This window comes from Kitasatospora sp. HUAS MG31 (assembly GCF_040571325.1).
Classification (GTDB): Bacteria; Actinomycetota; Actinomycetes; order Streptomycetales; family Streptomycetaceae; genus Kitasatospora; species Kitasatospora camelliae.
The window spans coordinates 739,378-766,353 of sequence record NZ_CP159872.1; the positions used below are offsets into that span (position 1 = coordinate 739,378).

General features: G+C 74.6%; 28 protein-coding genes and 1 riboswitch. Of the genes, 22 read left to right on the forward strand and 6 right to left on the reverse strand.

What is annotated here, in order from left to right; translation table 11 throughout:
- Positions 1-42: 42 nt before the first annotated feature.
- Positions 43-942 carry a hypothetical protein gene (locus ABWK59_RS03550; RefSeq protein WP_354637818.1) on the reverse strand — a complete coding sequence of 300 codons (900 nt, stop codon included), beginning with the start codon at positions 940-942 and terminating at the stop codon, positions 43-45.
- A 523-nt stretch (positions 943-1,465) separates the two neighbouring features.
- On the opposite strand from ABWK59_RS03550, the gene ABWK59_RS03555 reads away from it, so the two are divergent.
- Positions 1,466-2,773 carry a GMC family oxidoreductase gene (locus ABWK59_RS03555; RefSeq protein ID WP_354644814.1) on the forward strand — a complete coding sequence of 436 codons (1,308 nt, stop codon included), beginning with the start codon at positions 1,466-1,468 and terminating at the stop codon, positions 2,771-2,773.
- The gene (locus ABWK59_RS03560) at positions 2,770-3,666 is read left to right on the forward strand and encodes a hypothetical protein (RefSeq protein ID WP_354637819.1); all 897 of its coding nucleotides are present in this window, start codon (positions 2,770-2,772) and stop codon (positions 3,664-3,666) included. Before ABWK59_RS03555 ends, ABWK59_RS03560 begins: the two co-directional genes overlap by 4 nt.
- A gap of 18 nt (positions 3,667-3,684) precedes the next feature.
- Here the strand turns inward: ABWK59_RS03560 and ABWK59_RS03565 are convergent, their stop codons facing one another.
- The gene (locus ABWK59_RS03565; protein WP_354637820.1) at positions 3,685-4,434 is read right to left on the reverse strand and encodes a hypothetical protein; all 750 of its coding nucleotides are present in this window, start codon (positions 4,432-4,434) and stop codon (positions 3,685-3,687) included.
- 118 nt (positions 4,435-4,552) lie between these two features.
- Here ABWK59_RS03565 and ABWK59_RS03570 point away from each other — a divergent pair, with 118 nt between their 5' ends.
- The 3 genes from ABWK59_RS03570 to ABWK59_RS03580 all read left to right on the forward strand — a co-directional run bounded on the left by ABWK59_RS03570 (position 4,553) and on the right by ABWK59_RS03580 (position 6,870).
- On the forward strand, positions 4,553-4,819 hold the full coding sequence (locus tag ABWK59_RS03570) for a LapA family protein (RefSeq protein WP_354637821.1): 267 nt from the start codon (positions 4,553-4,555) through the stop codon (positions 4,817-4,819).
- A gap of 134 nt (positions 4,820-4,953) precedes the next feature.
- Positions 4,954-6,270, forward strand: coding sequence for a cytochrome P450 (locus tag ABWK59_RS03575; RefSeq protein WP_354637822.1), 1,317 nt, complete (start codon positions 4,954-4,956; stop codon positions 6,268-6,270).
- A gap of 30 nt (positions 6,271-6,300) precedes the next feature.
- Positions 6,301-6,870, forward strand: coding sequence for a GNAT family N-acetyltransferase (locus ABWK59_RS03580; protein WP_354637823.1), 570 nt, complete (start codon positions 6,301-6,303; stop codon positions 6,868-6,870).
- Positions 6,871-7,009: 139 nt separating this feature from the next.
- Here the strand turns inward: ABWK59_RS03580 and ABWK59_RS03585 are convergent, their stop codons facing one another.
- The 3 genes from ABWK59_RS03585 to ABWK59_RS03595 all read right to left on the reverse strand — a co-directional run bounded on the left by ABWK59_RS03585 (position 7,010) and on the right by ABWK59_RS03595 (position 10,730).
- The gene (locus ABWK59_RS03585; protein ID WP_354637824.1) at positions 7,010-8,482 is read right to left on the reverse strand and encodes a glycine hydroxymethyltransferase; all 1,473 of its coding nucleotides are present in this window, start codon (positions 8,480-8,482) and stop codon (positions 7,010-7,012) included.
- Between the two features lie 26 nt (positions 8,483-8,508).
- A riboswitch (ZMP/ZTP riboswitch) is annotated at positions 8,509-8,600 on the reverse strand.
- An 11-nt stretch (positions 8,601-8,611) separates the two neighbouring features.
- Positions 8,612-10,240, reverse strand: a complete 1,629-nt coding sequence (locus ABWK59_RS03590; RefSeq protein ID WP_354637825.1) for an MFS transporter — start codon at positions 10,238-10,240, stop codon at positions 8,612-8,614.
- Between the two features lie 43 nt (positions 10,241-10,283).
- Positions 10,284-10,730, reverse strand: coding sequence for a DUF6325 family protein (locus ABWK59_RS03595; protein ID WP_354637826.1), 447 nt, complete (start codon positions 10,728-10,730; stop codon positions 10,284-10,286).
- Between the two features lie 235 nt (positions 10,731-10,965).
- Between ABWK59_RS03595 and ABWK59_RS03600 the strand changes: the two genes are divergently transcribed.
- From ABWK59_RS03600 to ABWK59_RS03610, 3 genes are all read left to right on the forward strand, one after another.
- Positions 10,966-11,457, forward strand: coding sequence for a potassium channel family protein (locus ABWK59_RS03600; protein ID WP_354637827.1), 492 nt, complete (start codon positions 10,966-10,968; stop codon positions 11,455-11,457).
- 107 nt (positions 11,458-11,564) lie between these two features.
- On the forward strand, positions 11,565-11,765 hold the full coding sequence (locus ABWK59_RS03605) for a hypothetical protein (RefSeq protein WP_354637828.1): 201 nt from the start codon (positions 11,565-11,567) through the stop codon (positions 11,763-11,765).
- A 33-nt stretch (positions 11,766-11,798) separates the two neighbouring features.
- Positions 11,799-12,398: an HdeD family acid-resistance protein gene (locus tag ABWK59_RS03610; protein WP_354637829.1), complete on the forward strand. Its 600-nt coding sequence runs from the start codon at positions 11,799-11,801 to the stop codon at positions 12,396-12,398.
- 28 nt (positions 12,399-12,426) lie between these two features.
- Here the strand turns inward: ABWK59_RS03610 and ABWK59_RS03615 are convergent, their stop codons facing one another.
- Positions 12,427-12,963 carry a hypothetical protein gene (locus ABWK59_RS03615; RefSeq protein WP_354637830.1) on the reverse strand — a complete coding sequence of 179 codons (537 nt, stop codon included), beginning with the start codon at positions 12,961-12,963 and terminating at the stop codon, positions 12,427-12,429.
- Between the two features lie 156 nt (positions 12,964-13,119).
- Between ABWK59_RS03615 and ABWK59_RS03620 the strand changes: the two genes are divergently transcribed.
- The 14 genes from ABWK59_RS03620 (at position 13,120) to hypD (ending at position 26,938) form a co-directional block, all read left to right on the forward strand.
- Positions 13,120-14,820 (forward strand): enoyl-CoA hydratase-related protein, encoded by a 1,701-nt coding sequence (locus ABWK59_RS03620; RefSeq protein WP_354637831.1) that lies wholly within the window; start codon positions 13,120-13,122, stop codon positions 14,818-14,820.
- Positions 14,821-14,957: 137 nt separating this feature from the next.
- A complete protein-coding gene (locus ABWK59_RS03625; protein WP_354637832.1) occupies positions 14,958-16,037 on the forward strand; it encodes a hydrogenase expression protein HypE in 1,080 nt (359 codons plus the stop codon).
- 82 nt (positions 16,038-16,119) lie between these two features.
- Positions 16,120-17,907, forward strand: coding sequence for a nickel-dependent hydrogenase large subunit (locus tag ABWK59_RS03630; RefSeq protein WP_354637833.1), 1,788 nt, complete (start codon positions 16,120-16,122; stop codon positions 17,905-17,907).
- Entirely contained in the window at positions 17,904-18,401 is a 498-nt protein-coding gene (locus ABWK59_RS03635) for a hypothetical protein (RefSeq protein ID WP_354637834.1), read from the forward strand. The genes ABWK59_RS03630 and ABWK59_RS03635 overlap by 4 nt, the downstream gene beginning before the upstream one ends.
- Positions 18,398-19,045, forward strand: coding sequence for a DUF5947 family protein (locus tag ABWK59_RS03640; protein ID WP_354637835.1), 648 nt, complete (start codon positions 18,398-18,400; stop codon positions 19,043-19,045). The genes ABWK59_RS03635 and ABWK59_RS03640 overlap by 4 nt, the downstream gene beginning before the upstream one ends.
- Positions 19,042-19,707: a DUF6084 family protein gene (locus ABWK59_RS03645; RefSeq protein WP_354637836.1), complete on the forward strand. Its 666-nt coding sequence runs from the start codon at positions 19,042-19,044 to the stop codon at positions 19,705-19,707. Before ABWK59_RS03640 ends, ABWK59_RS03645 begins: the two co-directional genes overlap by 4 nt.
- Complete coding sequence (locus tag ABWK59_RS03650) at positions 19,704-21,086, forward strand: hypothetical protein (protein WP_354637837.1); 1,383 nt, start codon at positions 19,704-19,706, stop codon at positions 21,084-21,086. Before ABWK59_RS03645 ends, ABWK59_RS03650 begins: the two co-directional genes overlap by 4 nt.
- Positions 21,083-21,655 carry a hydrogenase maturation protease gene (locus ABWK59_RS03655; protein ID WP_354637838.1) on the forward strand — a complete coding sequence of 191 codons (573 nt, stop codon included), beginning with the start codon at positions 21,083-21,085 and terminating at the stop codon, positions 21,653-21,655. The genes ABWK59_RS03650 and ABWK59_RS03655 overlap by 4 nt, the downstream gene beginning before the upstream one ends.
- Positions 21,649-21,753 (forward strand): DUF6893 family small protein, encoded by a 105-nt coding sequence (locus tag ABWK59_RS36580; protein ID WP_420492725.1) that lies wholly within the window; start codon positions 21,649-21,651, stop codon positions 21,751-21,753. Before ABWK59_RS03655 ends, ABWK59_RS36580 begins: the two co-directional genes overlap by 7 nt.
- A gap of 139 nt (positions 21,754-21,892) precedes the next feature.
- Entirely contained in the window at positions 21,893-22,273 is a 381-nt protein-coding gene (hypA, locus tag ABWK59_RS03660) for a hydrogenase maturation nickel metallochaperone HypA (protein ID WP_354637839.1), read from the forward strand.
- 6 nt (positions 22,274-22,279) lie between these two features.
- Positions 22,280-23,107 carry a hydrogenase nickel incorporation protein HypB gene (hypB, locus tag ABWK59_RS03665; RefSeq protein WP_354637840.1) on the forward strand — a complete coding sequence of 276 codons (828 nt, stop codon included), beginning with the start codon at positions 22,280-22,282 and terminating at the stop codon, positions 23,105-23,107.
- Positions 23,104-25,470 carry a carbamoyltransferase HypF gene (gene hypF / locus ABWK59_RS03670; protein WP_354637841.1) on the forward strand — a complete coding sequence of 789 codons (2,367 nt, stop codon included), beginning with the start codon at positions 23,104-23,106 and terminating at the stop codon, positions 25,468-25,470. The genes hypB and hypF overlap by 4 nt, the downstream gene beginning before the upstream one ends.
- Before the next feature lie 2 nt (positions 25,471-25,472).
- On the forward strand, positions 25,473-25,817 hold the full coding sequence (locus tag ABWK59_RS03675) for a HypC/HybG/HupF family hydrogenase formation chaperone (RefSeq protein WP_354644815.1): 345 nt from the start codon (positions 25,473-25,475) through the stop codon (positions 25,815-25,817).
- The gene (hypD, locus tag ABWK59_RS03680) at positions 25,814-26,938 is read left to right on the forward strand and encodes a hydrogenase formation protein HypD (protein ID WP_354637842.1); all 1,125 of its coding nucleotides are present in this window, start codon (positions 25,814-25,816) and stop codon (positions 26,936-26,938) included. Before ABWK59_RS03675 ends, hypD begins: the two co-directional genes overlap by 4 nt.
- Positions 26,939-26,976: the final 38 nt, after the last annotated feature.

Here is a 26,976-nt window from a genome sequence, read left to right on the forward strand (position 1 = left end):
ATTCACCTGGCAAGCCACCTTCGCACGGCGGCGGCGGGCGGGCTACCGGGATCCGCCCGCCCGGGCCGGCGGCACGGGACGGTCCTCGTCCCGGTGGGCGGGGGCGGTGGGGGCCTGACGGTCCTCCACCTCGCCGAACCGGGAGAGCACGAAGGTGCCGCCGACCGCGACCGCGAACCCGGTGAAGGCGGCCCAGGCGTACCCCGGCCGGGCGGCGTCGCCGAGCAGCATCACGCCCACCAGCGCGGGCCCGAAGGTCTCGGCGACCGTCCCGGCGGCGGTGGCCGCGGTCACCGTGCCGCGCTGCAGCGCCAGCGCGTACGCCAGGTAGCCGCCCAGGCCGCCGAGGGCGATCGCGTACGCCGCCGGGTCGGTGATCACCTCGACGAGTCCGCCGGTGTCCAGGACCCGGACACCCAGGCTGGTGACGCCGAACCCGACGCCGGCCAGCAGGCCGAGCCCGGCCGCGGCGGCGTTGCCGTCCCGGCGGGCGAGGACGGCCGTCAGCACCAGGCAGACCAGGGTGGTGGCGAGCAGGGCCAGGTGGAAGGCGGGACCTGCGGAGTTCCGGCCCTCGGCCCCGGAGCCGAGGGCGAGCAGGGTCAGGCCGACGACCACGGCGGCGATGGCGGCCAGGTCGGTGCGGCCGAGCCGGGCGCCGAGCATCCACACGGCGGCCCCGGCGGTGACGGCCAGGCTGGCGTTGGTCACGGCCTGGACCAGGAACAGCGGCAGGGTCCGCAGCGCGACGATGCTCAGCGCGAAACCCGCAATGTCCATCGCCGTCCCCAGCAGGAACTGCCAGGAGCGCACCAGGGCGGCCAGCAGCCCGACGCGCACCCGGTCCGCCCGCGGGGCCGCCCGGGCGCCGCGCGCCTGGAAGACGCACGCGAAGCCGAAGCAGACCGTCGCGATCAGTGCGGTGGTGAGTCCGAGCAGCATCGATCCCCCAACTCCGGCAGGAGGTCCGCCACCAGTCTGTGCCTCCCGCCGCCCTGCCGCAGCGCCGCTCCGGCGGCCTGTCCGGTCCGGCGGCCCGTCCGGCCCGGTGGCGGCCTGTCCGCGAAACCGCAGGGGCGCGGAGGCGAGCCCGCGCGCCGGGGTCGCGCTCTGGGCTCCCGCCGGGCCGGGGCGGGGCGCATGCGGTGCCCGGCGCCGGGCAGTGATCGTCCGGGCGCCCGGCGCGCCATGGACACGACCAACCCAGGGCGGTACCGCGCAGCCATGACCATCGACCGGTTCCTCGACCTCTCCTCCCGGCTGACCGGGTTCACCGCCGACGAGCTCCACGCCACCGGCCTCGCCGAGACCTACCTCGCGGTGGTCCGGGAGCGGGTCGGCCCCGGTCTCCTCCACGCCCTCGCCGCCGACGGCCCGCCGGACGAGGAGGGCCCGCCCCGCGAGGCGGCCCGCTCCCTCGCCCACCTCTGGTACACCGGCAGCTGGCCCGGCGGCGGCGTGGAGGATCCGCCGTTCACCGTCTCCGCGCAGGCGTACGCCCGGGGCCTGCTGTGGCGCACCTTCGGCGGCCACCCGCCGGGCACCCGCGGGCCGGGCCACGGCAGCTGGGCCGGGCCGCCGGCTCGCCCCCGCACCCGGGGAGGGCGGCGAGGGGCGGCCGTGCCAGGGGCACGCCAGCTGCGTGCCGATCTGCCCGTCCCAGGCGAAGTACACGCCGCTGCGCACCCAGGCCCGCTGGGGTCCGTCGGTGCGGCTGGTCACCCGGGCGGTGGTCACCCGGGTGCTGATCGACCCGGCCGGCCGGGCCACCGGCGTCCGGTACCGCCGGTACGCCGAGGGCCCGGAGGCGGCGCCCGACCCGGCCGAGTACACCGCCGGGGCGGAGCTGGTGGTGCTGGCGGCGCACGCGATCGAGACGGCCCGGCTGCTGCTGGTCTCCGGCGCGGCCGGCGGCAGCGGCCAGGTCGGCCGCAACCTGATGGACCACCCGGTGCTGCTGACCTGGGGGCTGATGCCGCGCCCGGTCGGCCCGTACCGGGGACCCGGCTCGACCGCGGGGCTGGAGGCGTTCCGGTTCGGCGCGGCCCGGGCCCGCCGGGCGCCGTTCCGGGTGGAGTTCGGCAACTGGGGCTGGACCTGGCCGCTGGGTCCGCCGGACGGCCGGGTCGCGGAGCTGCTGCGCACCGGCGGACCGGACGGGCGCGGCCTGTTCGGGCCCGGGCTGCGAGCCGCGGTCGGGGACCGGATCGGCCGGGAGTTCTCGCTGCAGTTCGAGCTGGAGCAGGACGCCGACCCGTCGAACCGGGTCACCCTCGACCCGTCCCGGCGGGACCGTTTCGGCACGCCCCGGCCGGTGCTGCACTACGACCTGTCGGACTGGGTGCGGCGCGGGGCGGCCGCCGCCAGGAGCGTCTCCGAGCAGGTGTTCGCGCTGCTCGGGGCGGAGGACCACACCCGCTTCGACCCGGGTCCCGCCTGGCCGGGGTACTTCGCGTTCGAGGGCCGCGGCTACGCCTACCGGGCGGCCGGCCACGGCGCCGGCACCCACCTCATGGGCGCCTCGCCCGCCACCTCGGTGGTCGACCCGTGGCAGCGCTGCTGGGACCACCCCAACCTGTACGCCGTCGGCTGCGGCAGCATGCCCTCGATCTCCACCGCCAACCCCTCGCTGACCATGGCCGCCCTCGCCCTGCGCAGCTGCGACCGGATCCACCGCGACCTGCTGGCCCTGCACCGCCCGGCCGCCGTCCGGGACGCCGTCCCGGCCGTGCCCGGCCGCCCCGCCCGTACCGAAGGAGCCGAACGCCCGTGACCCCCGCCGCGAACCCGCACCCGGACGCCGACCGCCCGGACGCCGACCGACCCGACGTCCCGCCCGTCCCCGCGCCGTACCTGCTGCCCTTCCACTACGGCGCGCTGCACCACCTGGGCGTCGACTTCCTGGTCGACCCGGAGCCGGTCCACAAGGTGCTCGCCGAACGCCATCCCGGCCTGACGGCGGCCGAGTTCGACGGCCGGGCCTGCGTCTCGGTCAACTTCCAGCTGTACTTCGCCCAGTACCCGAACGGCGGCGGGGTGACCCAGGAGGTCGAGGTCAACATCGTGGCCCGCCCGGCCGCCGCCACCGGCCTGCCACGGTTCGGGTACGCCGAGTACGCACGCGGCTTCGACCAGTCCAAGCTGCTCGGGATCGCCCGGATCCACGTGCTGTGCGACAACCCGCTGGCGATCGACGCCGGCACCCGGCTGTACGCGGAGCCCAAGTACCCGGGCTGGTTCGAGACGGTGATGCCCTCCCTCAACGGCCCGGCGCACCGGGACGCCTGGTCGGTGACCTGCCGGGCGGCCGGGCTCGGCCCGGACGGCGGGATCGAGCGGCGGGAGGGCGTCCTGTTCACCCTGGACGCCGACCTCGCGGGCCTCCGGGCCGAACCGGTGGTGAGTGCGCCGGTCACCGGCTACGGCACCGACCCCTCCGGCCGGCTGCTGGCCGGACCGATGAACGTCCACCACCCGTACCGGCTCCACCTCCTGGACGGCGCCGGGGACCACCGCGTCCGGCTGGAGGTCGCGGACGGCACCGCGCCGGTCGGCCGCCACCTCACCGACCTGCTCGGCCGCACCCCGCCTGCGGGCGTGTGGACCTACCAGTCGGCGTCGGTGGCGGCCCACCACCGCGCGTACTACGTGCCCACACGGGGCTGAGGCGGCTCCTCCTGCCGCTCAGCCGCCCAGGGCCTCCGCGGCCAGGGCGGCCAGCACGGCCCGGGTCTTGGACCGCTGCCGCTCGGCCGACGCCAGGCCCCGCTCGCTCAGGGCGCGCACCAGCTGCCGCCGGGCCGCCTCGGCGTCGGCGGGCCGGGCACGCAGGGAGAGTTCGAGGAAGTCGAGCCCCTGGTCCTCCACGGTCCACCGCTCGACGGTGACGGGGTGGAGCAGGTCGGCGAGCGGCGGCTTCCACTGCCGTGCCTCGACGGGGCCGAGGGCGGTCAGCCGGCCGAGGTCGCGGTGGCCGGTGCCGGCGAGCAGGTCGCGCTGCTCGGGGTTGAACGCGGGCTGGCCGGAGTCCCCGGGGTCGTCGCCGGTGGGCCGGGGGAAGTCCCCGTCCCGCTTGAGCGAGGCGGCGGGGGCCCGGTCGCGTCCGGACCAGTCCTCCTCGATGGTGAACTCCCAGTCGCCGTCGGACCGGTCGGCCCGCCACTCCTCGGGGAGCCGGTCCGGGTCGCAGGGCCGGAGCTTGACGGTGAGGTCGTCGTCGGAGCCGCCGACCTCCTTGCGCAGCCGGATCACCAGGCCGGCCTCCAGCAGCGGCAGGCGGGGCTCGACGGGCCCCGGGGCGGGGCGCTCCCAGAAGTAGATCCGTCGGCGCCGGCTGTCGTCGGCGTCCAGGTCCAGGGCCTGAAGGGCCGGTCCCACCGCCTCGTCCGAGAGCAGGACCTTGATCTCCACGGGTCTGTGCGCAGCGTCGGCCATGCCCCCGTTATCGCCCGGGGCCACCTCCCCCGCAACCGGCCGCCCCGGCCCGCTGGTCTCGGCGGTCGGCCTCCGCCCCACAGGGACGAACCGGGCGGAACCGCACCATACTGAAGCCATGGCCAAGAACACTTCTCCCCCGCACGACCGGACGCACGAGCCGTCGAGCGTCACGGTCAAGGGCCGCGAGATGCGCATGCGCACGATCGGCGTGGGGATCCTGGCGATCCTCGCCGTCTGGTTCATCGCCGCCAACACGGACTCGGTGTCGATCACGCTCTGGGTGGCCACCGTGACCCTGCCGCTCTGGGTGGTGCTGACCGTGACCCTGCTGGTCGGCGCGGTGATCGGCATCTTCGTGGCCCGCCGCCGCGGCCGGGCCTAGACCGGGCTCGCCGCGGTCGGGCCGCCTGTTGGCACGAGGTGGCCCTGTCACCGGCCGTACCGGCTGACGTACAGTCCGTCATGCCGGTGGCCGCCCCGCGCCGACCGGTTCCGCGGCCGACCCGGAGGAGCCCCGTGGCCACCGATGCGCGTTCCGTCCCCGCGGAGTCGCCGGCCGCCCGGCCGGTGCCCGAACTGGACCCGGTCGAGGTCGAGCGGTGGCGGGCGGGCGGCGGCCCGCTGGTCGACCTGCTGACCCTGACCCGCGCCCGGCTCGGCGGGGTCGCGGCCGTCCGGCTCGGACCGCGGCCGACCGTCCTGGTCACCGATCCCGGCGCGGTCCAGCACGTGCTCGGCCGCCACCCCGACCGGTACGTCAAGCGCTCCCACCGGGCCCGCCTGCTGGTCGGCGACGGGGTCCTCGCCGCCACCGGGGAGGCCTGGAAGCGGCAGCGGCGGCTGCTGCAGTCCCAGTTCACCGGCGTCGGGATGCGCCGCTACGAGGCGAGGATCGCCGCCGCGGCCCGGACCGCCGCCGACCGCTGGGCCGGGTACGCGCACAGCGGGCGGGTCTTCGACCTGGGCGAGGAGATGCGGCGCTTCGCCCTGGACACCATCTGGCGCTCGCTCACCGGGCACCCGCTGGACGCCGGCACCGACCGGGAGCTGGCCGCCGTGGCGGCGGTGGTGGCCGCGCTGCCCACCCTGCCCGCGGACGGGGTGGAGCCCCCGGAGGCCGTCCGGGCGGACCTGGCCCGGATCGACGCGGTCGCCCACCGGGCCGTCGCCGCCGCCCGGTCCGGGGAGGCCGGTCCCGACGGACCCGGGCTGCTGCACGTCCTCACCGTGGCGTCGGCGCAGCGGCCCGAGTACACCGACCGCCTGATCCGGGACGAGCTGGTGACCCTGCTGGTCGCCGGGCACGAGACCACGGCGACCACGCTGACCTGGCTGCACCTGCTGCTGGACCGCGACCCGGGCGCGCGGGAGTGGGCCCTCGCGGCCGGCCCGGCGGGGTCCGGGGCGCGGCGGGAGGCGGTGCAGGCGCTGGTGAGCGAGACGCTGCGGCTGTACCCGTCCGCCTGGATCCTGCCGCGGCACGCCGTGGCGGAGGACGTCCTGGCGGGGTACCGCGTCGAGGCCGGCAGCGACGTGCTGGTCTGCCCGTACCTCACCCACCGCGACCCGGCGCTGTGGCCGGAGCCGGAGCGGTTCGACCCGGCCCGGTTCACCACCGCGGGCGGGCGGCCGGAGGGGCTCGGCACGTACCTGCCGTTCGGCCTCGGCGCGCGGGCCTGCCTCGGCCTGCAGTTCGCCCTCCGCGAGGCCACCGCCCTGCTGGAGCTGCTCCTGCCCGGCCCGGCCCCACGGCTCCGCTCCACGCCCGCCGGCACCGCCTACGGCCTCACCGTCCGCCCCGACGGCCCCACCACGGCGACCCTGCCGCGCTGACCCGGCGCGGGGGCGTGAGAGTGTGGCGGGGTGACCGAGACGATCACCGTGACCACCTGGCACCTGGAGCAGACCGCCGCCGCGGAGGTGGTGCCCGCGGCGGCCCCGGACGGACTGGACCTGCGGGTCGTCCGGGCCGAGCTGATCGGCCCGGAGTTCGCCCGGTTCCTGTACACCGCCGTGGGCGGCCCCTGGACCTGGACCGACCGGCTGCCGTGGAGCTACGCGCAGTGGCGGGACTGGCTGGCCCAGGAGGGCCTGGAGACCTGGGTCGCCTGGGTGTCCGGCACCCCGGCCGGGTACGTCCAGCTGGAGCCGCACCCGGACGGCGAGGTCGAGATCATCTACTTCGGCCTGCTGCCCGACTTCATCGGCAAGGGCCTCGGCAGCCACCTGCTGGCCCTCGGCCTGGACCGCGCCTGGGACCTGGCGGACCGCCACCCCGCCCTACCCCCCACCCGCAAGGTCACCGTCCACACCTGCTCCCTGGACGGCCCCGCCGCCCTCCCCACCTACCAGTCCCGCGGCCTCCGCCTCACCCGCACCGAGACCACCCACCAACCCCCCACCCCACCCCCCGGCCCCTGGCCGGGCGCCTAGCCACGGAGTCTTTGTCCTGAGGGGCGCGGGGAACTGCGCGAAACGGAAGACCACTCACCTGCGGCCTGCGACGGACCGTAGAAGCACCCGCTCCCCGGACCCCGCCGCAACGCGCAGCTCCCCGCGGAGCCGTCAGCCGTCAGACCAGCTCCAGCCCCGGGTACAGCGGGTAGTCCGCCAGCAGGTCCGCCGCCCGCTTGTTGGCCTCGTCCCGGACCCGCGCGTCCAGCGTGTACCGCGCCTTGGACGCCTCCCCCGTCCCCGGAGCCGTCGGGCTCACCGCCGCCAGCACGGTGGCGATCAGGTCCGCGATCTCGTCCATCTCGCCGACGCCGAGGCCCCGGGTGGTGAGCGCCGGGGTGCCGATCCGCACGCCGGAGGTGTACCAGGCGCCGTTGGGGTCCTGCGGGACGGCGTTGCGGTTGGTGACCACCCCGGACTCCAGCAGCGCGGCCTCCGCCTGACGGCCGGTCAGCCCGTGGCCGGAGACGTCGAGCAGCACCAGGTGGTTGTCGGTGCCGCCGGTGACCAGCCGGACGCCGCGCCGCAGCAGGCCCTCGGCCAGCGCCCGGGCGTTGTCCACCACCCGCTGCGCGTAGTCGCGGAACTCGGGGCGGCGGGCCTCGGCGAAGGCCACCGCCTTGGCGGCCATCACGTGCGGCAGCGGGCCGCCCAGCACCATCGGGCAGCCGCGGTCGACCTGCTCGGCGAGTTCCTCGGCGCACAGCACCAGGCCGCCGCGCGGGCCGCGCAGCGACTTGTGGGTGGTGCTGGTGACGATCTGGGCGTGCGGCACCGGGTCGAAGTCGCCGGTGAGCACCTTGCCCGCGACCAGGCCGGCGAAGTGCGCCATGTCCACCATCAGGGTGGCCCCGACCTCGTCCGCGATCTCGCGCATCAGGCGGAAGTTGACCAGCCGCGGGTACGCGGAGTAGCCGGCGACCAGGATCAGCGGGCGGAACTCCCGGGCGGTGGCCCGCAGCGCGTCGTAGTCGATCAGGCCGGTGGCCGGGTCGGTGCCGTAGCTGCGCTGGTCGAACATCTTGCCGGAGAGGTTGGGCCGGAAGCCGTGGGTGAGGTGGCCGCCGGCGTCCAGCGACATGCCGAGCAGTCGCTGGTCGCCCAGCTCCCGGCGGAGTTCGGCCCAGGCCCGGTCGTCGAGGTCGTTGACGTTGCGGACGCCGGCCCGGCGCAGCGCCGCGCCCTCGACCCGCTGGGAGAGGACGGCCCAGTAGGCGACCAGGTTGGCGTCGATGCCGGAGTGCGGCTGGACGTAGGCGTGGTCGGCGCCGAACAGCTCGCGGGCGTGCTCGGCGGCGATGGTCTCGACGGTGTCGACGTTGCGGCAGCCGGCGTAGAAGCGGCGGCCGGCGGTGCCCTCGGCGTACTTGTCGCTCATCCAGTTGCCCATGGCGAGCAGGACGGCGGGCGAGGCGTAGTTCTCACTGGCGATCAGTTTGAGGGAGGCGCGCTGGTCCTCGACCTCGGAGGCGATGGCGTCGGCCACCCGGGGCTCGACGGCGCGGACGGCGTCCACGGCGCTGCGGAAGGCGGCGGAGGCGGTCGGGTCGACGGCGGTGTGCGCTGCGGACGAAATGCCGGACGGGGCCAAGGCGGTCTCCTCGTGACGGTGACGATTCGGACGGCCCAGGCGCACGGCGACAGCGTGAGACACGGAGCCGCTCCCCGATGGTCGTGTCCATCCCTGCGCGCCAGTCACGGCTCGGGTGGAGCGTACCAACTAGGTCCCGGGGGTGTTCAACCGCGTTCCGCTCGGACCGGAGGGGCGGGCGCGGCGGGCCGGGACCCCGGCGGGCAGGTGCCCGGTGAACAGGAAGCCGGCCAGGGTGAGTCCGCCGGCGGCGAGGACGGCGGCCTTGAGGCCGTCGATCTGCGCGTCCTCGTAGTGCTCGACGACCGCGGCGGCCTCCTCGGGCGGCACCGGGCTCTGTGCGAGGGCGGCGGCGACCTGGTCGGAGGGGACGAAGCTGATCCCGGCCTCGATCTGGATGCCGGCCTGCTGGCGGACGGCGTCGGAGACCCGCGGGTCGTCGGCGATGTTGTTGGTGAACGCGCTGGCCAGGGCACCGATCAGGATGGCGCCGATCAGTGCGGTGCCCAGCGAGGAGCCGAGGTTCTGGGCGGTGAACTGGAGGCCGCCCGCCTCGCCGCGGTCCTCCTCGGCCACGCTGGACTGCACCACGTTGCCGAGCTGGGAGGCGAGCAGGCCCATGCCGAGGCCCATGGTGGCCATCGCCAGGGCGAAGGAGACGCCGGCCAGCTCGGGCTTGATGGTGGTGAGCAGCCAGATCGCGGAGCCGAACAGGACGGCGAGGCCGACCCGGACGATGGTCCGCGGTGAGGCGACCCGCAGCAGCAGGGTGCCGCTCATCGAGGCGGCGAGCATCGTCACCGAGACCGGCAGGAGTTTGACGCCGGTCTCGAAGGCGTCCAGACCCTGCACCACCTGGAGGTAGAGCGGGATGACGAAGAACAGGCCGAGCAGGATGGTGTTCTGGTTGAACAGGGTGGCGAGTCCCGAGCGCAGCTCGGCGATGCCGAACAGCCGCAGCCGGACCAGCGGGGTGCGCCCGTCCGCCTCCCGGCGGCGCTCCTGGAGGACGAACAGCCAGAGCAGCACCCCGCCGAGGGCGACCGCGAACAGGGTGGGCGCGAAGCCGAGCACGGTGAACGGCGGGTTGCGCGGCTCCACCCATCCCCAGGTGCCGGACTGCAGCACGGCGAGCACGATCACGGCGAGTCCGGCTGCCGAGAGCACCGCGCCGAGCACGTCCAGCTGCACCCGCTGCCGGCGCGGCCCGCCGATCGGGATCCACCGGTGCAGGCAGAGGATCGCCACCACCAGGACCACCTCGCCGGCGAACACCAGCCGCCAGGTGAGGTACGTGGTGACCCAGCCGCCCAGCAGCGGGCCGACCGCGATGCCGGCGCCCGCCAGACCGCCGATCACGCCGTAGGCGATGGCGCGCTCGCGGTCCCGGTAGGCGCCGGCGACCAGGGCGGCCAGGGCGGGCAGCACCAGGGCGGCGCCGAGGCCCTCGATCACCGACCAGCCGAGGGCCAGCACCCACACGGTGGGTGCCACGGCGGTCAGGCCGGAGCCCACGGCGTAGACCATCAGGCCGGCGATGAAGGTGCGGCGCCGGCCGAACATGTCGCCGATCTTGCCGCCGGTGAGCATGAAGGCGGCCATCACCAGCGTGTACAGGGTGATCACGGCCTGGATGGCGGTGACCTCGGTGTCGAAGTCCTCGACCAGCTGACTGATCGACACGTTCATCACCGACGCGTCCAGCACCATCAGGAACTGGGCGGTGCCGAGGACGATCAGCGCCTTCCACCGGTCCACGTCGCCTCCTGCCGGGCGGGCCCGTTCCCCGGGCGGCCGGTCGTCAGCCGGCCTCGGTCTCGATCGCCTCCAGGGCGGCGATGACGTCCTGGACCGGGATGCGGCCGCTGGCCACCACCTGGGCGCCGCCGCGGCGCAGCGCGGAGGCGAACGGCGCGGCCCAGAGGTTCTCGTACAGGATGATGCCGGCCGAGTTGCCGGGTTCCAGGACGGCGGCGACCTCGGCCAGGTCGTCGTCGTCGAGCAGGCCGGAGGAGGCGCCCTCGAAGACGGCGAGGTCGAGCTCCCCGTCGCCGGTCAGGTCGGCGAGTTCGATGCCGACCACCGAGCCGTCCAGCTCCTTCTTGACGAAGGTCAGGTCGAGGATGCGGATGATGCCGCGGTCGACCAGGTCGAGCAGGATCGGCAGGCCCTCGCCGGTCATCTTGCTGCCCGGGAACTCGACCACGAGGTAGTCGATCGGGCCGATGTCGTTGAATTCGTCGCTCACGTCGGCTCCTTGGTCGGTTGGGCCGGATGCCGCGAACGTAGCCCGGCGGCCGGCGGCCGGGGATCACTCGCTCCGGGTGATCCCCGGCCACGGGGACCGGCGGGACGGTGGTCGGGATCCACCGGGATCGATCGGGATCGATCGGGACCGGTTCGACGGCGTCGGGAGGCTGCGCGTGCGGTGGAGGTCTCCGGGGGACAGAGCGTCGGGGGTCCGCCGCACCCGGCGTGCGGGGTTGCTGGCGACCCTCCGCGCCCTGCTGACCACGGCCGGCCTGCTGACCGGGTACTACCTGCTGCCGATCGACCGGCCGTTCACCCCGCTGACCTTCGTCGGGCTGGGTCTCGGGCTGGTCGGCGTCATCCTGCTGCTGGTCTGGCAGACTCGGGCGATCATGCTGTCCGATCACCCCCGGCTGCGTGCGGCGGAGGCGCTCAGCTCGACGGCGACGCTCTTCCTGCTGCTGTTCTCGACGGTGTACTTCCTGATGGAGCGGACCGACCCGGGCAGCTTCAGCGAGCCGCTGTCGCGCACGGACGCGCTGTACTTCACGGTCACCGTGTTCAGCACGGTGGGCTTCGGTGACATCACGGCCAAGACCGAGGTGGCGCGCGTACTGACGATGGGCCAGATGGTCGGGGACCTGCTGCTGATCGGCGTGGCGGCCCGGATCGTGGTGGCGGCGATGCAGCGGGGCCTGGAGCGCAAGGGCCGGGAGCGGCCGTGACGGCGCCGGCGGACCCCTCACCCCGGTCGGGTGATGCCCCGGGGCCCGCCGGTGCGCAGGATGGCGACCAGGCGGTTGCCGAAACCCGCGGTCCGAGGTGCCTGCTCATGCGCTACGAGATCCGTGTCGCCGGGACGATGTCGGAGACGCTGCTCAAGGGGGCCTTCCCCGAGCTGGAGAGCTTCGTCGTCGCCCGGCAGACCCTGCTGCTCGGGCGGATCGTCGACGACGCGCACCTGTACGGCCTGCTGGCCCGCTTCCAGTCGCTCGGCCTCCGGGTGACCGAACTCCGGCAGCTGCCCGACTGACCCACCCCGCCGCCCTCGTCGAGGAGGCCTCGCATGACCACTCCGACCGGACCCCCGCTCCGACCTCCGACCGGACCGACGGACCCGCAGGACCTGCTCACGGGCCTCGGACGCTCCTGGCTGTGGCCGCTCGGCTTCGGCCTGCTCACCCTGGTGGCCGGCGTGATCATGCTGAGCTGGCCCGAGGAGACCGTGCAGGTGGTCGGGATCATCATCGGCCTGCAACTGCTGGTGGCGGGCGTGGCCCGCTTCGTCACCGCCTTCACCCACGACGACGCCCACCTCGGCAGCCGGATCCTGTACGTGATCCTGGCGCTGCTGGCGATCGTGGCGGGTGTGCTGTGCCTGCGGCACCAGTTGCAGGCGGTGGGGTTCATCGCCCTGATCGTCGGGCTGTACTGGCTGATCTCCGGGGTGGTGACCGTGTTCGTGGCGGTCTCCCACCGGGACCTCCCGGGGCGCGGGCTGGCGATCTTCTTCGGCCTGCTGGGGATCGTGGCCGGCGTGGTGGTCCTCGCCTACCCGGTCGAGTCCGCCATCGCCCTGGCCCGCCTGCTCGGTCTCTGGCTGCTGGTCCTCGGCATCTTCGAGGCGGGCATCGCCATCGCCCTCCGCGACGCGGCCCGGCATTGAGAGAACCCACGACGGCCGCGCCGTCCGTTCAGTGGTGCAGTGCGGCCTTGGCGGCGATGATCACCAGCCCCAGCACCAGGTTCACCAATCCCTCCGTCGCCGCCTGCCCCCGGCTGGCCCCCGACTTGACCGCCCCGATCAGCGCCCAGGTCACCTGCTGCGCCACGGCCACCGACAGGGCCAGCCAGGTGGCGCCCTCCAGGCCGAGTCCGAGCAGCGGGCTGACCACCACCGCGAGGGCGGGGAACAGCGAGGCCTCGACGATGGACCACTCGTGCGCGGCGACGTACCGGACCTCCCGCCGGTTCAGCTGCTGCCCGATCTGCCGGTTTCCGGCCAGGTGGGCGTACACGTGGGCGGCCCAGAACACCAGCCCGGTGACCACCAGCATCACCGCGAGCTGCAGCCGCGGGAACCCCCCGGTGCTGCCCGCCGTGGCCACCACCGAGGCGGCGAGCAGCGAGCCGTAGACGGCGCCGCCGTAGTCCGTGTGGGACGGCCGGTGGAGCCGGCGGGAGCCCGATCCGGGGGTGGGACCGGCGGCGGGTTCCGGGGAGCTGTTCACCCGTCCACCATAGGAGCGGGCCCCGGGAGGGGCCGTCGGAGCGAGGGCCGCCCGGGTGACGCCTTGGGCGGTTTTGCGCCGTTTGCCCGGATTGATGCGCCAGCATCTCAGGAGGCCGGGTGCGGCGGTCCTGCCGCCCCGGGCACGGAGGTGACGATGCGTATCCTGCTGATCGCGAGCGCGTTCAACAGTCTGAGCCAGCGGGTCTTCGCCGAGCTGCGGGACCGTGGCCACACGCTCGACGTCCACCTCGGGACCGCCGAGGCCTCCCTGCTGGCGGCGATCCGCTCCGGCCGGCCCGACCTGATCGTGGCCCCGATGCTGCGCAGCGCCGTCCCGCGGTCCGTCTGGTCGGCGCACACCTGTCTGGTGCTGCACCCGGGCCCGCCCGGCGACCGCGGCCCGTCCGCGCTGGACTGGGCGGTCCACGAGGGCGCCACCCGCTGGGGCGTGACCGTGCTGCAGGCCGAGGAGGAGATGGACGCCGGCCCGGTCTGGGCGCACGCGGAGTGCGAGTTGCCCCCGGCGGGCAAGAGCGGGCTGTACCGGGGCGAGGTCTCCGACGCGGCGGTGGCGGCGCTGCTGGTGGCGGTGGACCGGTTCGTCGGCGGGGACGTGCGTCCCCAGCCGCAGCACGGCCCGCGCTGGCGGCCGACCGGCCGCACCCGGCCGTACCTGGATCAGGCGGTGCGCCGGATCGACTGGCGGCGCGACACCACCGAGCGGGTGCTGCGCAGCCTGCGGGCGGCGGACTCCCGGCCGGGGGTGCTGGACGAGCTGCTGGGCCGGGAGTTCTTCCTGCACGGCGGCCACCCGGAGGACGAGCTGCGTGGCGAGCCGGGCGAGCTGCTGGCCACCCGGGCCGGCGCGGTCTGCCGGGCGACCGTGGACGGCGCGGTGTGGATCCCCGAGCTGCGGCCGCGCCGCACCCCGGGCGGGCCGGCGACCTTCAAGCTGCCGGCGGCCGCGGCCCTGGCCGCCCACCTGCCCGAGGGGCCCCGGCTGCCGGAGGCGCCGGTCCCGCTGGCGCTGCCGGCCGCCCGGCGGACCTGGAGCGACATCTCCTACCGGGAGGACGGCGAGGTCGGCTTCCTCCGGTTCGCCTTCCCGTCCGGCGCGATGGGCACCGAGCACTGCCGGCGGCTGCTGGCCGCGTACCGGCACGCCTGCACCCGGCCGACCTCGGTGCTGGTGCTGGGCGGCGGCCGGGACTTCTTCTCCAACGGCATCCACCTCAACCTGATCGAGGCGGCGCCGGACCCGGCCGAGGAGTCCTGGTCGAACATCATCGCCATGGACGACCTGGTCGGCCAGGTGCTCACCAGCACCGACCGCCTGGTGGTGGCCGCCCTCGGCGGCAACGCGGCGGCCGGCGGCACCATGCTCGCCCTGGCCGCCGACGAGGTGTGGTGCCGTCAGGGCGTGCTGCTCAACCCGCACTACCGACTGATGGGCCTGTACGGGTCGGAGTACTGGACGTACAGCCTGCCGCGCCGGGTGGGCGAGGCCGCGGCGGCCCGGCTGACCGGCTCGGCACTGCCGGTCAGCTGTGCGTCGGCGCGCCGGATCGGCCTGGTGGACCGGGTGCTGGCCGTCCCGCCGTCCCGGTTCGACGAGGAGACCGCCCGGTTCGCCCGGCTGCTGGCGGCCTCGCCGCGGCTGGGCGAGCGGATCGCCGAGAAGAAGGCCGCACGGGAGCGGGACGAGGGCGCCAAGCCGCTGGACGCGTACCGGGCGGACGAGCTGGCCCGGATGCACCGGACGTTCTTCGACCCCCGGGAGCCCTACCACGCGCTGCGCCGGGCGTTCGTGCGCAAGGAGCCGCTCTCCGGACGCCCGGCCCAGCTGGCCGACTGAGCGGGCCCGACCCGGGACGTCCCGGGCCGCCCGTTCCCCGGTTCGGACCTCCCGGCGGTCGCGTCGGGCGCCGGGCTGCTACGAATCAGAGGAGTCCGTTCCGAGCGGTCTCGTCCCGTTTTCGAGGAGGCATCCTCATGGGTGCTGCAACAACCACCGCCGCCGCAGGCGGACCCACGGGCGGCGAGGAGTCGCCGCCGGTCCACATTCTGTGGATCAACGCCGGACTGAGCTGTGACGGCGACTCGGTCTCGCTGACCGCCGCGATGCAGCCCAGCATCGAGGAGATCGTCACCGGCGCCCTCCCCGGACTGCCGAAGGTCGCCGTCCACTGGCCGCTGATCGACTTCGAGTGCGGGCCCGTCCAGGGCGCCGACAACTTCGTCGAGTGGTTCTTCAAGGCCGACCGCGGCGAGCTCGAACCGTTCGTGCTGGTCGTCGAGGGCTCCATCCCGAACGAGAAGATCAAGGAGGAGGGCTACTGGTGCGGGTTCGGCGACGACCCCGCGACCGGACAGCCCGTCACCACCAGCGAGTGGCTGGACCGGCTGGCCCCGAAGGCCACCGCCGTGGTGGCCATCGGCACCTGCGCCACCTACGGCGGCATCCACGCCATGGCGGGCAACCCGACCGGCGCCATGGGCGTCCCGGACTACCTGGGCTGGGACTGGAAGTCCAAGGCCGGCCTGCCGGTGGTCTGCGTGCCCGGCTGTCCCATCCAGCCGGACAACTTCGCCGAGACCCTCACCTACCTGCTGTACCAGCTGGCGGGTTCGGCGCCGATGATCCCGCTGGACGACAAGCTCCGCCCGACCTGGTTGTTCGGCGCCACCGTGCACGAGGGGTGCGACCGCGGCGGCTACTACGAGCAGGGCCAGTTCGCCACCGAGTACGGCACCCCCGAGTGCCTGGTGAAGCTGGGCTGCTGGGGTCCTGTCGTCAAGTGCAACGTCCCCAAGCGGGGCTGGATCAACGGCGTCGGCGGCTGCCCGAACGTCGGCGGCGTCTGCATCGCCTGCACGATGCCCGGCTTCCCCGACAAGTTCATGCCGTTCATGGACCCGCCACCCGGCTCGCACGTCTCGGCCTCCGCCAGCTCGGCGTACGGCAGTGCGATCCGCCGGCTGCGCGCGCTCACCCTGCACACGGTGGACAAGGAACCCAAGTGGCGCCACACCGGGCGCCGGCTGACGACCGGTTACCGGCCGCCCAGGTGAGCCCCGGGGCCGCACGCCGCCGGCGTGCGGCCCTCGGCCCGCCCACCCCGATCCCGCACCTCAGAAGGGCACGACACACACGATGGCGACACCGACGACGAAGGCGGCCGGCGACGGAAGCGGCCTGGTGGAGATGTCCTGGGACCCGATCACCCGGATCGTGGGCAGCCTGGGCATCCACACGAAGATCGACTTCAAGCAGAAGAAGGTCGCGGAGTGCTACAGCACCTCCTCGGTCTTCCGCGGCTACAGCGTCTTCATGCGCGGCAAGGACCCGCGCGACGCGCACTTCATCACCAGCCGGATCTGCGGCATCTGCGGCGACAACCACGCCACCTGCTCGGTCTACACGCAGAACATGGCCTACGGCGTGAAGCCGCCGCACCTGGGCGAGTGGATCATCAACCTCGGCGAGGCCGCCGAGTACATGTTCGACCACAACATCTTCCAGGAGAACCTGGTCGGGGTCGACTACTGCGAGAAGATGGTCCGCGAGACCAACCCGGGCGTGCTGGAGCAGGCCGAGCGCACCGAGGCGCCGCACGCCGCCGACCACGGGTACCGGACCATCGCCGACATCATGCGCTCGCTCAACCCCATCGAGGGCGAGTTCTACCGCGAGGCGCTCCAGGTCAGCCGCTACACCCGCGAGATGTTCTGCCTGATGGAGGGCCGCCACGTGCACCCCTCCACGCTCTACCCGGGCGGCGTCGGCACGGTGGCCTCGGTGCAGCTGTTCACCGACTACCTGACCCGGCTGATGCGGTACGTGGAGTTCATGAAGAAGGTCGTGCCGCTCCACGACGACCTCTTCGACTTCTTCTACCAGGCGATGCCCGGGTACGAGGAGGTCGGCCGCCGCCGGGTGCTGCTCGGCTGCTGGGGCAGCCTCAACGACCCCGACCACTGCGACTTCACCTACCGCAACATGACGGACTGGGGACGGAAGATGTTCGTCACCCCGGGCGTTGTGGTGGACGGCAAGCTGGTGACCAACGACCTCACCCAGATCAACCTGGGCATCCGGATCCTGCTCGGCAGCTCCTACTACCAGGACTGGGAGGGGCAGGGGCTCTTCGTCACCCACGACCCGCTGGGCAACCCGGTCGACCCGCGGCACCCGTGGAACCAGCACACCATCCCGCAGCCGCAGAAGCGGAACTTCGACGACAAGTACAGCTGGGTGATGTCCCCGCGCTGGTTCGACGGCAAGGACCACCTCGCGCTGGACACCGGCGGCGGCCCGATCGCCCGGCTGTGGTCCACCGCGCTGTCCGGGCTGGTCGACATCGGCTACATCAAGGCCACCGGCCACAGCGTCCAGATCAACCTGCCCCGCTCGATGACCAAGCCCGAGGTCAGCTTCGAGTGGAAGATCCCGCAGTGGAGCAACGCCATCGAGCGCAACCGCGCCCGCACCTACTTCCAGGCGTACGCGGCCGCCGCGGCCCTGCACTTCGCCGAGAAGGCGCTGGAGGAGGTCCGCGCCGGACGCACCCAGACCTGGGAGAAGTTCGAGGTGCCGGACGAGTCGATCGGCTGCGGCTTCACCGAGGCGGTCCGCGGCGTCCTCTCGCACCACATGGTGATCCGCGACGGCAAGATCGCCAACTACCACCCGTACCCGCCGACCCCGTGGAACGCCAGCGTCCGGGACAGCTACGGCACCCCCGGCCCGTACGAGGACGCGGTGCAGAACACCCCGATCTTCGAGGAGAACTCCCCGGAGAACTTCAAGGGCATCGACATCATGCGCGCGGTGCGCAGCTTCGACCCGTGCCTGCCCTGCGGCGTGCACATGTACGTCGGCGGCGGGAAGACCGTCCAGAAGATGCACGTCCCCACCGGGCTGAGCGGGCTGGGCGGATGAGCGCCGAGCAGACCGGGGTACGGCTGCAGGCGGTGCTGGACCGGCTGGCGGGCGAGGACGAGACCTCGGCCCGGGCGGCCGAGGAGCTGGTCCGCGAGCTGATGGCGTTCTACGGCGAGGGGTTGGCCCGGATCGTCGAGCTGCTGCCGGCGCGGGCGCTGGAGCCGCTGCTCGCCGACCCGGCCGCGGCCGGGCTGCTGGCGCTGCACGACCTGCACCCCGAGCCGGTCGGCGTGCGGATCGACCGGGCGCTGGCGGCCGTCCCGGCGTACCCGGCCGAGGTGCTGGGGTTCGAGCCGGCGACCGGGCGGCTGCGGCTGCGCCGGGCGTTGGGCGGCGGGTCCTGCGGCTGCGGCGGCGGCGAGCAGGCCGCGCGGGAGGCGATCGAGGACTCCCTCGGCTGCTTCGCGCCGGAGGTGTCCGAGGTGGAGCTGGCCAAGGCGCCGGCGCTGCTGCAGATCGGTGTCCGCCCGGCCGTGGCGGAGGTCCGATGAGCGCCCGCGGCACCGCCCGGCCGGGCACGGCGCTGCTGCGCCGGCTGCGCGAGCCCGCTCCCCCGCAGCCGGAGCGCTGCGAGTTCTGCGGCCGCGAACTCCCGCACGAGCACCGGCACCTGGTGGACACCGAGGAGCGGGCGCTGACCTGCACCTGCACCGCCTGCGCGCTGCTGTTCGAGCAGCCGGGCGCGGCCGGCGGCCGCTACCGCGGGGTGCCCGCCCGGTACCTGACCGACCCGGGGCACGCCCTGGACGAGGCGGCCTGGACGGCGCTGCGGATCCCGGTCAGCACGGTGTTCCTGTTCCGCAACGCGGTGCTGGAGCGGCTGGTGGCGCTCTACCCGAGCCCGGCCGGGGCCACCGAGAGCGAGGTGGACGAGGCCGTCTGGGCCGAGGCGCTGGCCGGCACCCGGCTGGCCGGGCTGCTGGAGCCGGACGTGGAGGCGCTGCTGCTGCGGCGCGAGGCCGGCCGGATCGACTGCCACCTGGTGCCGATCGACGTCTGCTACGAGCTGGTGGGCCGGATGCGGCTGCGCTGGCACGGCTTCGACGGCGGCTCCGAGGCCCGCGCCGAGCTGGACGCCTTCTTCGCCCGGGTCGCCGAGCGGTCCCGGCCGGTCCGCGAGGAGGTGCGGGCGTGAGCGGACTGTCCTTCGCCTGCACCGGCGTCCGGGCCGATCCGTACGCGGCCGGGCCGACCCTGGTGTTCCGGCTGCGGATCACCGCCGCGGCCGGCGAGCGGGTGCACGCGCTGGCGCTCCGCTGCCAGCTGCGGATCGAGCCGGCCCGGCGCGGCTACAGCGAGGCCGAGGGCGGCCGGCTGGTCGACCTGTTCGGCGAGCGCTCGCGCTGGTCGGGCACGCTCAACCCGATCCAGTTCGCCCAGGTGTCGCTGATGGTCCCCGGCTTCACCGGGGAGACCGAGGCCGACCTGGTGGTGCCCTGCAGCTACGACCTGGACCTCGCCGCCGGCCGCTACCTGCGGGCCCTGGAGGACGGGCAGGCGCCGCTGCTGCTGCTGTTCTCCGGCACGGCGTTCACCGGCCCCGGCGGCTTCCAGGTCGCGCCGGTGGCCTGGGACAGGGAGACCTCGGTGGCGCTGCCGGTCGGGGTCTGGCAGGACATGATCGAGCAGCACTTCCCGGGCTGCGGCTGGCTGCGGCTGCCCGCCGACCTGATGGACGCGCTGCTCGCCTACCGCTCCCGCCGCGCCCTCCCCACCTGGGAGGCCACGGTCCGGGAGCTCCTGGACGCCGCCGGAGCCCCGGCGGCGCTGGCCACGGCTGGGGAGGCAGTGCCATGACCGACCTCACCGAGCGCGCGGACACCCGGTTCGCAGCCGCCCGGCAGATCGCCGACGCGGTCCTGTTCGAGGGGTACGTGCTCTACCCGTACCGGGCCTCGGCGGCCAAGAACCGGCTGCGCTGGCAGTTCGGGGTGCTGGTGCCGCCGGCGTTCGGCCGGGACCGCGGCGAGCACGCGCACCAGCGCACCGAGTGCCTGATGGAACCCCGCGAGGGGGCCGAACTCTCCCTGGAGCTGCGGTTCCTGCGGGCACAGCGGCGGACCGTCCAGCAGGCCGACGCGCACGGCGGGTTCGCCACCGTGGACGAGCTGGACCTGGCCGACCGGGTGCTGGTCCCCTGGGACGAGGGCGTCGAGGAGCGGGTGAGCCTGACCGTCCCGGTGGCGGACCTGGCCGCGGGCGTGACGTACCCCTTCCTGCTGCCGGCCGAGGACGACGAGGAGCCGGTGTACGACGGCGACCGGCTGGTGGGCCGGATGCTGCGGCGCTGCGAGGAGGTGGACGGGGTGCTGCGGCTGTCCACGGCCGACCTCGCCGGCCCGTACGCGGCGCTGCGGCTGACGGCGGTGGTGGAGAACACCTCCGACTGGACGCCGCGGGCCGGCGACGGGCGGGACCAGGCGCTGCCGCGCTCGCTGGTCTCCGCGCACCTGCTGCTGGGACTGGACCGCGGCGGGTTCCTGTCCTCGGTCGACCCGCCGGAGTGGGCCAGGGCGGCGGCGGCCGGCTGCCACAACGAGCACACCTGGCCGGTGCTGGCGGGCCCGCCCGGCAGCAGCGACGTGGTGCTGTCCTCGCCGATCATCCTGGAGGACCATCCGCACGTGGCCCCGGAGAGTCCGGGGGCGCTGTACGACGCCACCGAGATCGACGAGATCCTGGCGCTGCGCACGGCGGCCCTGACCGACCGTGAGAAGCGCGAGGCCCGGGGCACCGACGAGCGGGCCGGGGCGGTGATCGACCTGGCCGACTCGATGCCGGCGGAGGTGCTGGAGCGGCTGCACGGCGCCGTCCGGTCGCTGCGCGAGGTCACCGATCCGGCGGCGGCCGCCGAGCCGCTGAGCCCGCAGACCCCCTGGTGGAACCCGGCCGCGGACCGCTCGGTGGACCCGGACCTGGACAGCGTGCTGGTGGACGGCCGTCCGGTCGCCGCGGGCAGCCGGGTGCTGCTCAAGCCGGGCCGGCGCCGTACCGACGCGCAGGACCTGTTCCTGCACGGGCGGACGGCCCTGGTGGAGGCGGTGCTGCACGACGTGGACGGTTCGGTGCACTTGGCGGTGACGGTGGAGGACGACCCGGGCGCGGACCTGTGGCGGGCCCAGGGCCGCTTCCGGTACTTCCAGCCGGACGAGGTCGCCCTGCTGGAGGAGGCGTGAACGGGGCCGGTGGGGCCGCCGCCGGGACGCCCGGTCGGGTGCTCGTCGCCGGGGTCGGCAACGTGTTCCTCGGCGACGACGGGTTCGGCGTGGAGGCGGTCCGGCGGCTGTCGGCATCGGCGGCGGAGTTGCCGGCCGGGGTGGAGGTGGTGGACTTCGGGGTCCGCGGCGTCCACCTGGCGTACCAACTCCTCGACGGGTACCGGACCCTGGTGCTGGTGGACGCCACGCAGCGCGGCGGCGAACCCGGGACGGTGTACCTGATCGAGGCCGCGGCCGGGCCGGTGGAGGCGGCGGAGGCGGCCCTGCTGGACGGGCACCGGATGGGTCCGGACGCGGTGCTCGCCCTGCTGGGGACGCTGAGCGCCGGCACGGACGGCACCCCGCCCGGGCGGGTGCTGGTGGTCGGCTGCGAGCCCGCGTCCCTGGAGGAGGGGATGGGCCTGAGCGCGCCGGTTCAGGCGGCGGTCGACGAGGCGGTGGGGGTGATCCTGCGCGTCCTGCGCGAGGAGCAGGAGGAGGAGCGGGCGAAGGCCCGCCCGGTGGAGAGAGAGGCGTCACCATGCTGAAGGTCCTGTTCGGCGGAGCCCTCGGGGCGCTGTTCGCCGCCGTCGTCTGGCAGACCCTGCCGGACCTCAGGCGTTACCTGCGCATCCTGCGGATGTGAGGGGCGCGCTGCTGCGAATGGCTTAAGCCATGGGCGCGGCGGCGGCGCGGCTTCGGGCCGTCGCCGCCGCCGCGCCCTGTAATGGAGCGCGCCGTCCCGCCGGGCCGGCCGAGCGCCCGACTGCCGGAAAACGAGGCCGATGCACGAGATGTCGATCGCGGCCGCGGTCGTGGACCAGGTGGCCCAGGCGGCGCGCGTCCACGGGGCGCGGGGGGTGCGGACGGTGCGGATCCAGGTCGGCGAGCTGGCCGGGGTGGTGCCCGACGCCCTCGACTTCTGCTTCGAACTCGCCTGCACCGGAACGGTGGTGTCCGGCGCCGAGCTGGTCGCCGAGCCGGTGGCCGCGCGCGCCCGGTGCACCCCGTGCACCGTCGAGTGGGCCGTCGGCATGCCACCGGACCTGGGCTGCCCGCAGTGCGGCGGTGCCCGGGTCGAGCTGCTGAGCGGCCGTGAACTGCAGATCCTCGGGGTGGAGTGGGCCGACGGCCCGGTGAACACCCCGGCCGATCAGGAAGGCTGAGCCCCGATGTGCCGAATGGCCGATCTCCAGCAGGCCGTACTGGCCCGGAACGACGACAGCGCCCGGGAGTTGCGGGCGGCGCTGGCCGCGCGCGGGACGGTCGCCGTCAACCTGCTCTCCAGCCCCGGCAGCGGCAAGACGGCGCTGCTGGAGGCCGAGCTCCGGCTGGCCGGGGAGCGCGGGGTACCGGTGGCGGCGCTCACCGCCGACCTTGCGACCGAGAACGACGCCGTCCGCCTGGCGCGGTCCGGGGCCCTGGTCAAGCAGGTGCTCACCGACGGGCTGTGCCACCTGGAGGCGGTGATGCTGCGCGGGCACCTGGCCGGGTGGCTGCCGCCGGAGACCCGGCTGCTGTTCGTGGAGAACGTCGGCAACCTGGTCTGCCCGGCCTCCTACGACCTGGGCGAGTCGCTGCGGGTGGTGCTGGCCTCGGTCACCGAGGGCGAGGACAAGCCGCTGAAGTACCCCACGGCCTTCGGGCTGGCGCAGCTGGTGGTGGTCACCAAGACCGACATCGCGGCGGCGGTGGACTTCGACGAGAAGGCGTTCCTGGGCAACGTGGCCCGGGTGAACCCCGGGGTGGAGGTGGTGTTCACCTCGGCGAAGACCGGGCAGGGAGTGGGCACCCTGCTGGACCGGGCGACGGCGCTGCTGGAGGGCGCCGAGGCGCACCGGCCGGTGATGGCGGCGGCACCGGTCAGCGGGCACGGCCACAGCCATGACCACGGGCACGACCACGGTCCGGGGCACGCCCACGACCATGACCACGGGCACCCGCACCCGCACCCGCACCCGCACGCACACCTGGACGCGCCGGCGGCGGACGCGTGGTGACCACCGGTCGGCTGACCCCGCCGCACCATCCGCAGCGGCGGCGGGTGGCCGTGCGGGGCGTGGTGCAGGGGGTCGGGTTCCGCCCGTTCGTCTACACGCTGGCGGCCGAACTCGGGCTGGCCGGGCACGTCACCAACACCGGCGAGGGTGTGCTGGCCGAGGTGGAGGGCCCGGTGGAGGCCGTGGAGGCCTTCTGCCGCCGGGTCGCCAGCGACGCTCCGCCACTGGCCGAGGTGGCCTCGGTGGCGCACGAGCCGATCGAGGTCACCGGAGCGGGCGGGTTCACCATCGTGCCCTCGCAGGCCGGGGGCCCGAGCCGCACCCTGATCCCGCCGGACACCGCCACCTGTGCCGACTGCCTCGCCGAGCTGGCCGACCCGGCCGACCGCCGGCACCGCCACCCGTTCATCACCTGCACCAACTGCGGGCCGCGGTTCACCATCGTCACCGGGCTGCCGTACGACCGGGCCGCGACCACCATGGCCGGCTTCCCGATGTGCCCGGACTGCGCCCGCGAGTACGCCGATCCGACCGACCGGCGGTTCCACGCCCAGCCCGTGGCCTGCCACGCCTGCGGGCCGCGGCTCACCCTGACCGTTCCGGGGCGGCCCGGGGCCGCGGGTGAGCAGGCGCTGGCCGGGGCGCGGCGGATGCTCGCCGAGGGCGCGGTCCTGGCGGTCAAGGGCGTCGGCGGCTACCACCTGGCCTGTGACGCCGCCGCGCCCGCGACGGTGGCGCTGCTGCGGCACCGCAAGCGGCGCGGCGACAAGCCGTTCGCGCTGATGGCCCGTGACCTGGACACCGTCCGGGAGCTGGTGGAGGTCGGCGCCGAGGAGCGGGAGCTGCTCGAAGGGCCGGTCCGTCCGATCGTGCTGCTGCGCCGCCGTCCGGGCCGCTCACCGTGGGCCGACGCGGTGGCCGGGTCCGTCGCGCCCGGCGGCCCGGACCTCGGCGTGATGCTGCCGTACACCCCGCTGCACACCCTGCTGCTGGGACTGCCGGGCGACCCGCCCGGGCCGGGGCTGCTGGTGATGACCAGCGCCAACCTCTCCGGCGAGCCGATCGTCACCGACGACGGCGAGGCGCTCACCCGGCTGGCGCCGCTGGTCGACGGATGGCTCACCCACGACCGGCCGATCCACGTGCCCTGCGACGACTCGGTGGCGCGGGCGGTGGACGGCGAGGTGCTGCTGCTGCGGCGCTCCCGCGGGTACGCGCCGCGGCCGGTCGAACTGCCCTGCCCGGTCCGGCCGGTGCTGGCCGTGGGCGGCGACCTGAAGAACGCGTTCGCGCTGGCCCGCGGCCGCCGGGCGTGGCTGTCCGGCCACATCGGCGACATGGACGACCTGGCGACTCTGCGCGCCTTCGAGCGGGCGGTGGACCAGCTCGGGGCGGTCACCGGCGTCGAGCCGCAGCTGCTGGCCGCCGACCGGCACCCCGGCTACCGGTCCGGCCAGACCGCCCGGCGGATGGCCGGCGACCGGCCGCTGGTCCGGGTCCAGCACCACCACGCGCACGTCGCCGCCGCGATGGCCGAGCACGGCCTGGACGCCGGGCAGCGCGTCATCGGGGTGGCGTTCGACGGCACCGGGTACGGCGAGGACGGCGCGATCTGGGGCGGCGAGCTGCTGGTGGCCGGCTACGACGGCTTCGAGCGGTTCGCGCACCTGCGGTACGTGCCGCTGCCCGGCGGGGACGCCGCGGTGACCCGGCCGTACCGGACCGCACTGGCCCACCTGCGGGCCGCCGCCCTGCCCTGGGAGGCCCGACTGCCCTGCGTGGACGCCTGCCCGGTGGAGGAGCGGCGGGTGCTCGGACGGCAGCTGGAGCGCGGCCTGAACTGCGTGCCGACCTCCAGCATGGGCCGCCTGTTCGACGCCGTCTCCTCGCTCCTCGGGGTCTGCCACCGGGTCGGCTACGAGGCGCAGGCGGCGATCGAGCTGGAGGCGCTGGCGGCGGGTGAGTCGTTCGAGGGCGGCGGCCCCGGCGGGTACGCCTTCGGGATCACCGACCGGGGGGCCGGTCAGCCGCTGCTCGCCGACCCCGCGCCGGTGCTCGCCGCGATCGTCGCCGACCTGCGGGCGGGCGCCCCCGCCGGGCTGGTCGCGGCACGGTTCCACGCCGCCGTGGCGGAGCTGGTGCGCCGGCTGTGCGGGCTGGCCCGCGAGCGGTACGGGCCGCTGCCGGCCGCGCTCACCGGGGGCGTGTTCGCCAACGCCGTCCTCGCCTCGGCCTGCGCCCGCCTGCTGCGGGCCGACGACTTCACCGTGCTTCGGCACCGCCGGGTCCCGCCGAACGACGGCGGCCTGGCACTCGGCCAGTTGATGGTGGCCGCTCGGACCACCACCGGAGAGGAGACATGACCATGTGCCTGGCGGTGCCCGGCAGGGTGATGGAGATCGAGGAACGGAACGGCACCCGGATGGCCGTCGTGGACTTCGGCGGGGTGGTGAAGGACGTCTGCCTGGAGTACCTGCCGGACCTGAGGGTCGGTGAGTACGCCATCGTGCACGTGGGGTTCGCGCTGCAGCGGCTGGACGAGGAGTCGGCCCGCAGGACGCTGGCGCTGTTCGAGGAACTCGGGCTGCTGCAGGAGGAGTTCGGGGACCCGTGGGAGGCGGCGGCCGGGTCGGGTGGCGAGGGCGGTTCCGGCTTCGGTGCCGGCTCCCGGGACGGCGAGGCAATCGTGGCGGAGGAGGGCGGACGGTGAAGTACCTGGAGGAGTTCCAGAATCCGGAGCTGGCCCGTGGGCTGCTCGAGGACATCCGGGCGCAGGTCACCCGCCCGTGGGCGCTGATGGAGGTCTGCGGCGGCCAGACGCACACCATCATCCGCCATGGGATCGACCAACTGCTGCCCGAGGGACTGGAGTTGATCCACGGTCCGGGCTGTCCGGTGTGTGTCACCCCGCTGGAGATGATCGACCGGGCGCTGGAGATCGCCTCCCGTCCCGGGGTGGTGTTCTGCTCGTTCGGCGACATGCTGCGGGTGCCGGGCAGCGACCGCGACCTGTTCCGGGTGCGCGGCGAGGGCGGCGACGTCCGGGTGGTGTACTCGCCGCTGGACGCGCTGCGGATCGCCCGGGAGAACCCGGACAAGGAGGTGGTGTTCTTCGGCATCGGCTTCGAGACCACCGCGCCGCCCAACGCGATGGCGGTGTACCAGGCGCAGAAGCAGCGGGTCCGGAACTTCAGCATGCTGGTCTCGCACGTCCGGGTGCCCCCGGCCATCGAGGCGATCATGGAGTCCCCCGACTGCCGGGTGCAGGCCTTCCTCGCCGCCGGCCACGTCTGCAGCGTGATGGGCACCGAGGAGTACCCGGTGCTGGCCGACCGGTACCGGGTGCCGATCGTCGTCACCGGCTTCGAACCGCTGGACATCCTGGAGGGCATCCGCCGCACGGTCCGCCAGCTGGAGCGCGGCGAGCACCGGGTGGAGAACGCCTACCCGCGGGCCGTCCGGCCGGAGGGCAACCCGGCGGCCCGGGACATGCTGGAGGACGTCTTCGAGGTCACCGACCGCGCCTGGCGGGGCATCGGGGTGATCCCGCGCAGCGGCTGGCGGCTCTCCGAGCGCTACCGCGACCACGACGCCGAGTACCGCTTCGACGTCCGCGGGATCACCACCCGCGAGCCCGCCCAGTGCCGCAGCGGGGAGGTGCTCCAGGGCCTGATCAAGCCGAACCAGTGCGAGGCCTTCGGCACCACCTGCACCCCGCGCACCCCGCTCGGGGCCACCATGGTCTCCAGCGAGGGCGCCTGTGCCGCGTACTACCTCTACCGGCGGCTCGGCACGCCGGCCGTACCGCTGGAGGCGAGCCCCGTTGCCTGACACCGACACCCTCTCCTCGGAGGTCCTCCCCGCGGACG

Coding starts and splice junctions, on each gene's coding strand:
- ABWK59_RS03550 (WP_354637818.1), bottom strand. CDS start 942: ATGCTGCTCGGACTCACCACCGCACTGATCGCGACGGTCTGCTTCGGC.
- ABWK59_RS03565 (WP_354637820.1), bottom strand. CDS start 4,434: ATGGCCGACGCTGCGCACAGACCCGTGGAGATCAAGGTCCTGCTCTCG.
- ABWK59_RS03570 (WP_354637821.1), top strand. CDS start 4,553: ATGGCCAAGAACACTTCTCCCCCGCACGACCGGACGCACGAGCCGTCG.
- ABWK59_RS03605 (WP_354637828.1), top strand. CDS start 11,565: ATGCGCTACGAGATCCGTGTCGCCGGGACGATGTCGGAGACGCTGCTC.
- ABWK59_RS03610 (WP_354637829.1), top strand. CDS start 11,799: ATGACCACTCCGACCGGACCCCCGCTCCGACCTCCGACCGGACCGACG.
- ABWK59_RS03620 (WP_354637831.1), top strand. CDS start 13,120: ATGCGTATCCTGCTGATCGCGAGCGCGTTCAACAGTCTGAGCCAGCGG.
- ABWK59_RS03625 (WP_354637832.1), top strand. CDS start 14,958: ATGGGTGCTGCAACAACCACCGCCGCCGCAGGCGGACCCACGGGCGGC.
- ABWK59_RS03630 (WP_354637833.1), top strand. CDS start 16,120: ATGGCGACACCGACGACGAAGGCGGCCGGCGACGGAAGCGGCCTGGTG.
- ABWK59_RS03635 (WP_354637834.1), top strand. CDS start 17,904: ATGAGCGCCGAGCAGACCGGGGTACGGCTGCAGGCGGTGCTGGACCGG.
- ABWK59_RS03640 (WP_354637835.1), top strand. CDS start 18,398: ATGAGCGCCCGCGGCACCGCCCGGCCGGGCACGGCGCTGCTGCGCCGG.
- ABWK59_RS03650 (WP_354637837.1), top strand. CDS start 19,704: ATGACCGACCTCACCGAGCGCGCGGACACCCGGTTCGCAGCCGCCCGG.
- ABWK59_RS36580 (WP_420492725.1), top strand. CDS start 21,649: ATGCTGAAGGTCCTGTTCGGCGGAGCCCTCGGGGCGCTGTTCGCCGCC.
- hypA (WP_354637839.1), top strand. CDS start 21,893: ATGCACGAGATGTCGATCGCGGCCGCGGTCGTGGACCAGGTGGCCCAG.
- hypB (WP_354637840.1), top strand. CDS start 22,280: ATGTGCCGAATGGCCGATCTCCAGCAGGCCGTACTGGCCCGGAACGAC.
- ABWK59_RS03675 (WP_354644815.1), top strand. CDS start 25,473: ATGTGCCTGGCGGTGCCCGGCAGGGTGATGGAGATCGAGGAACGGAAC.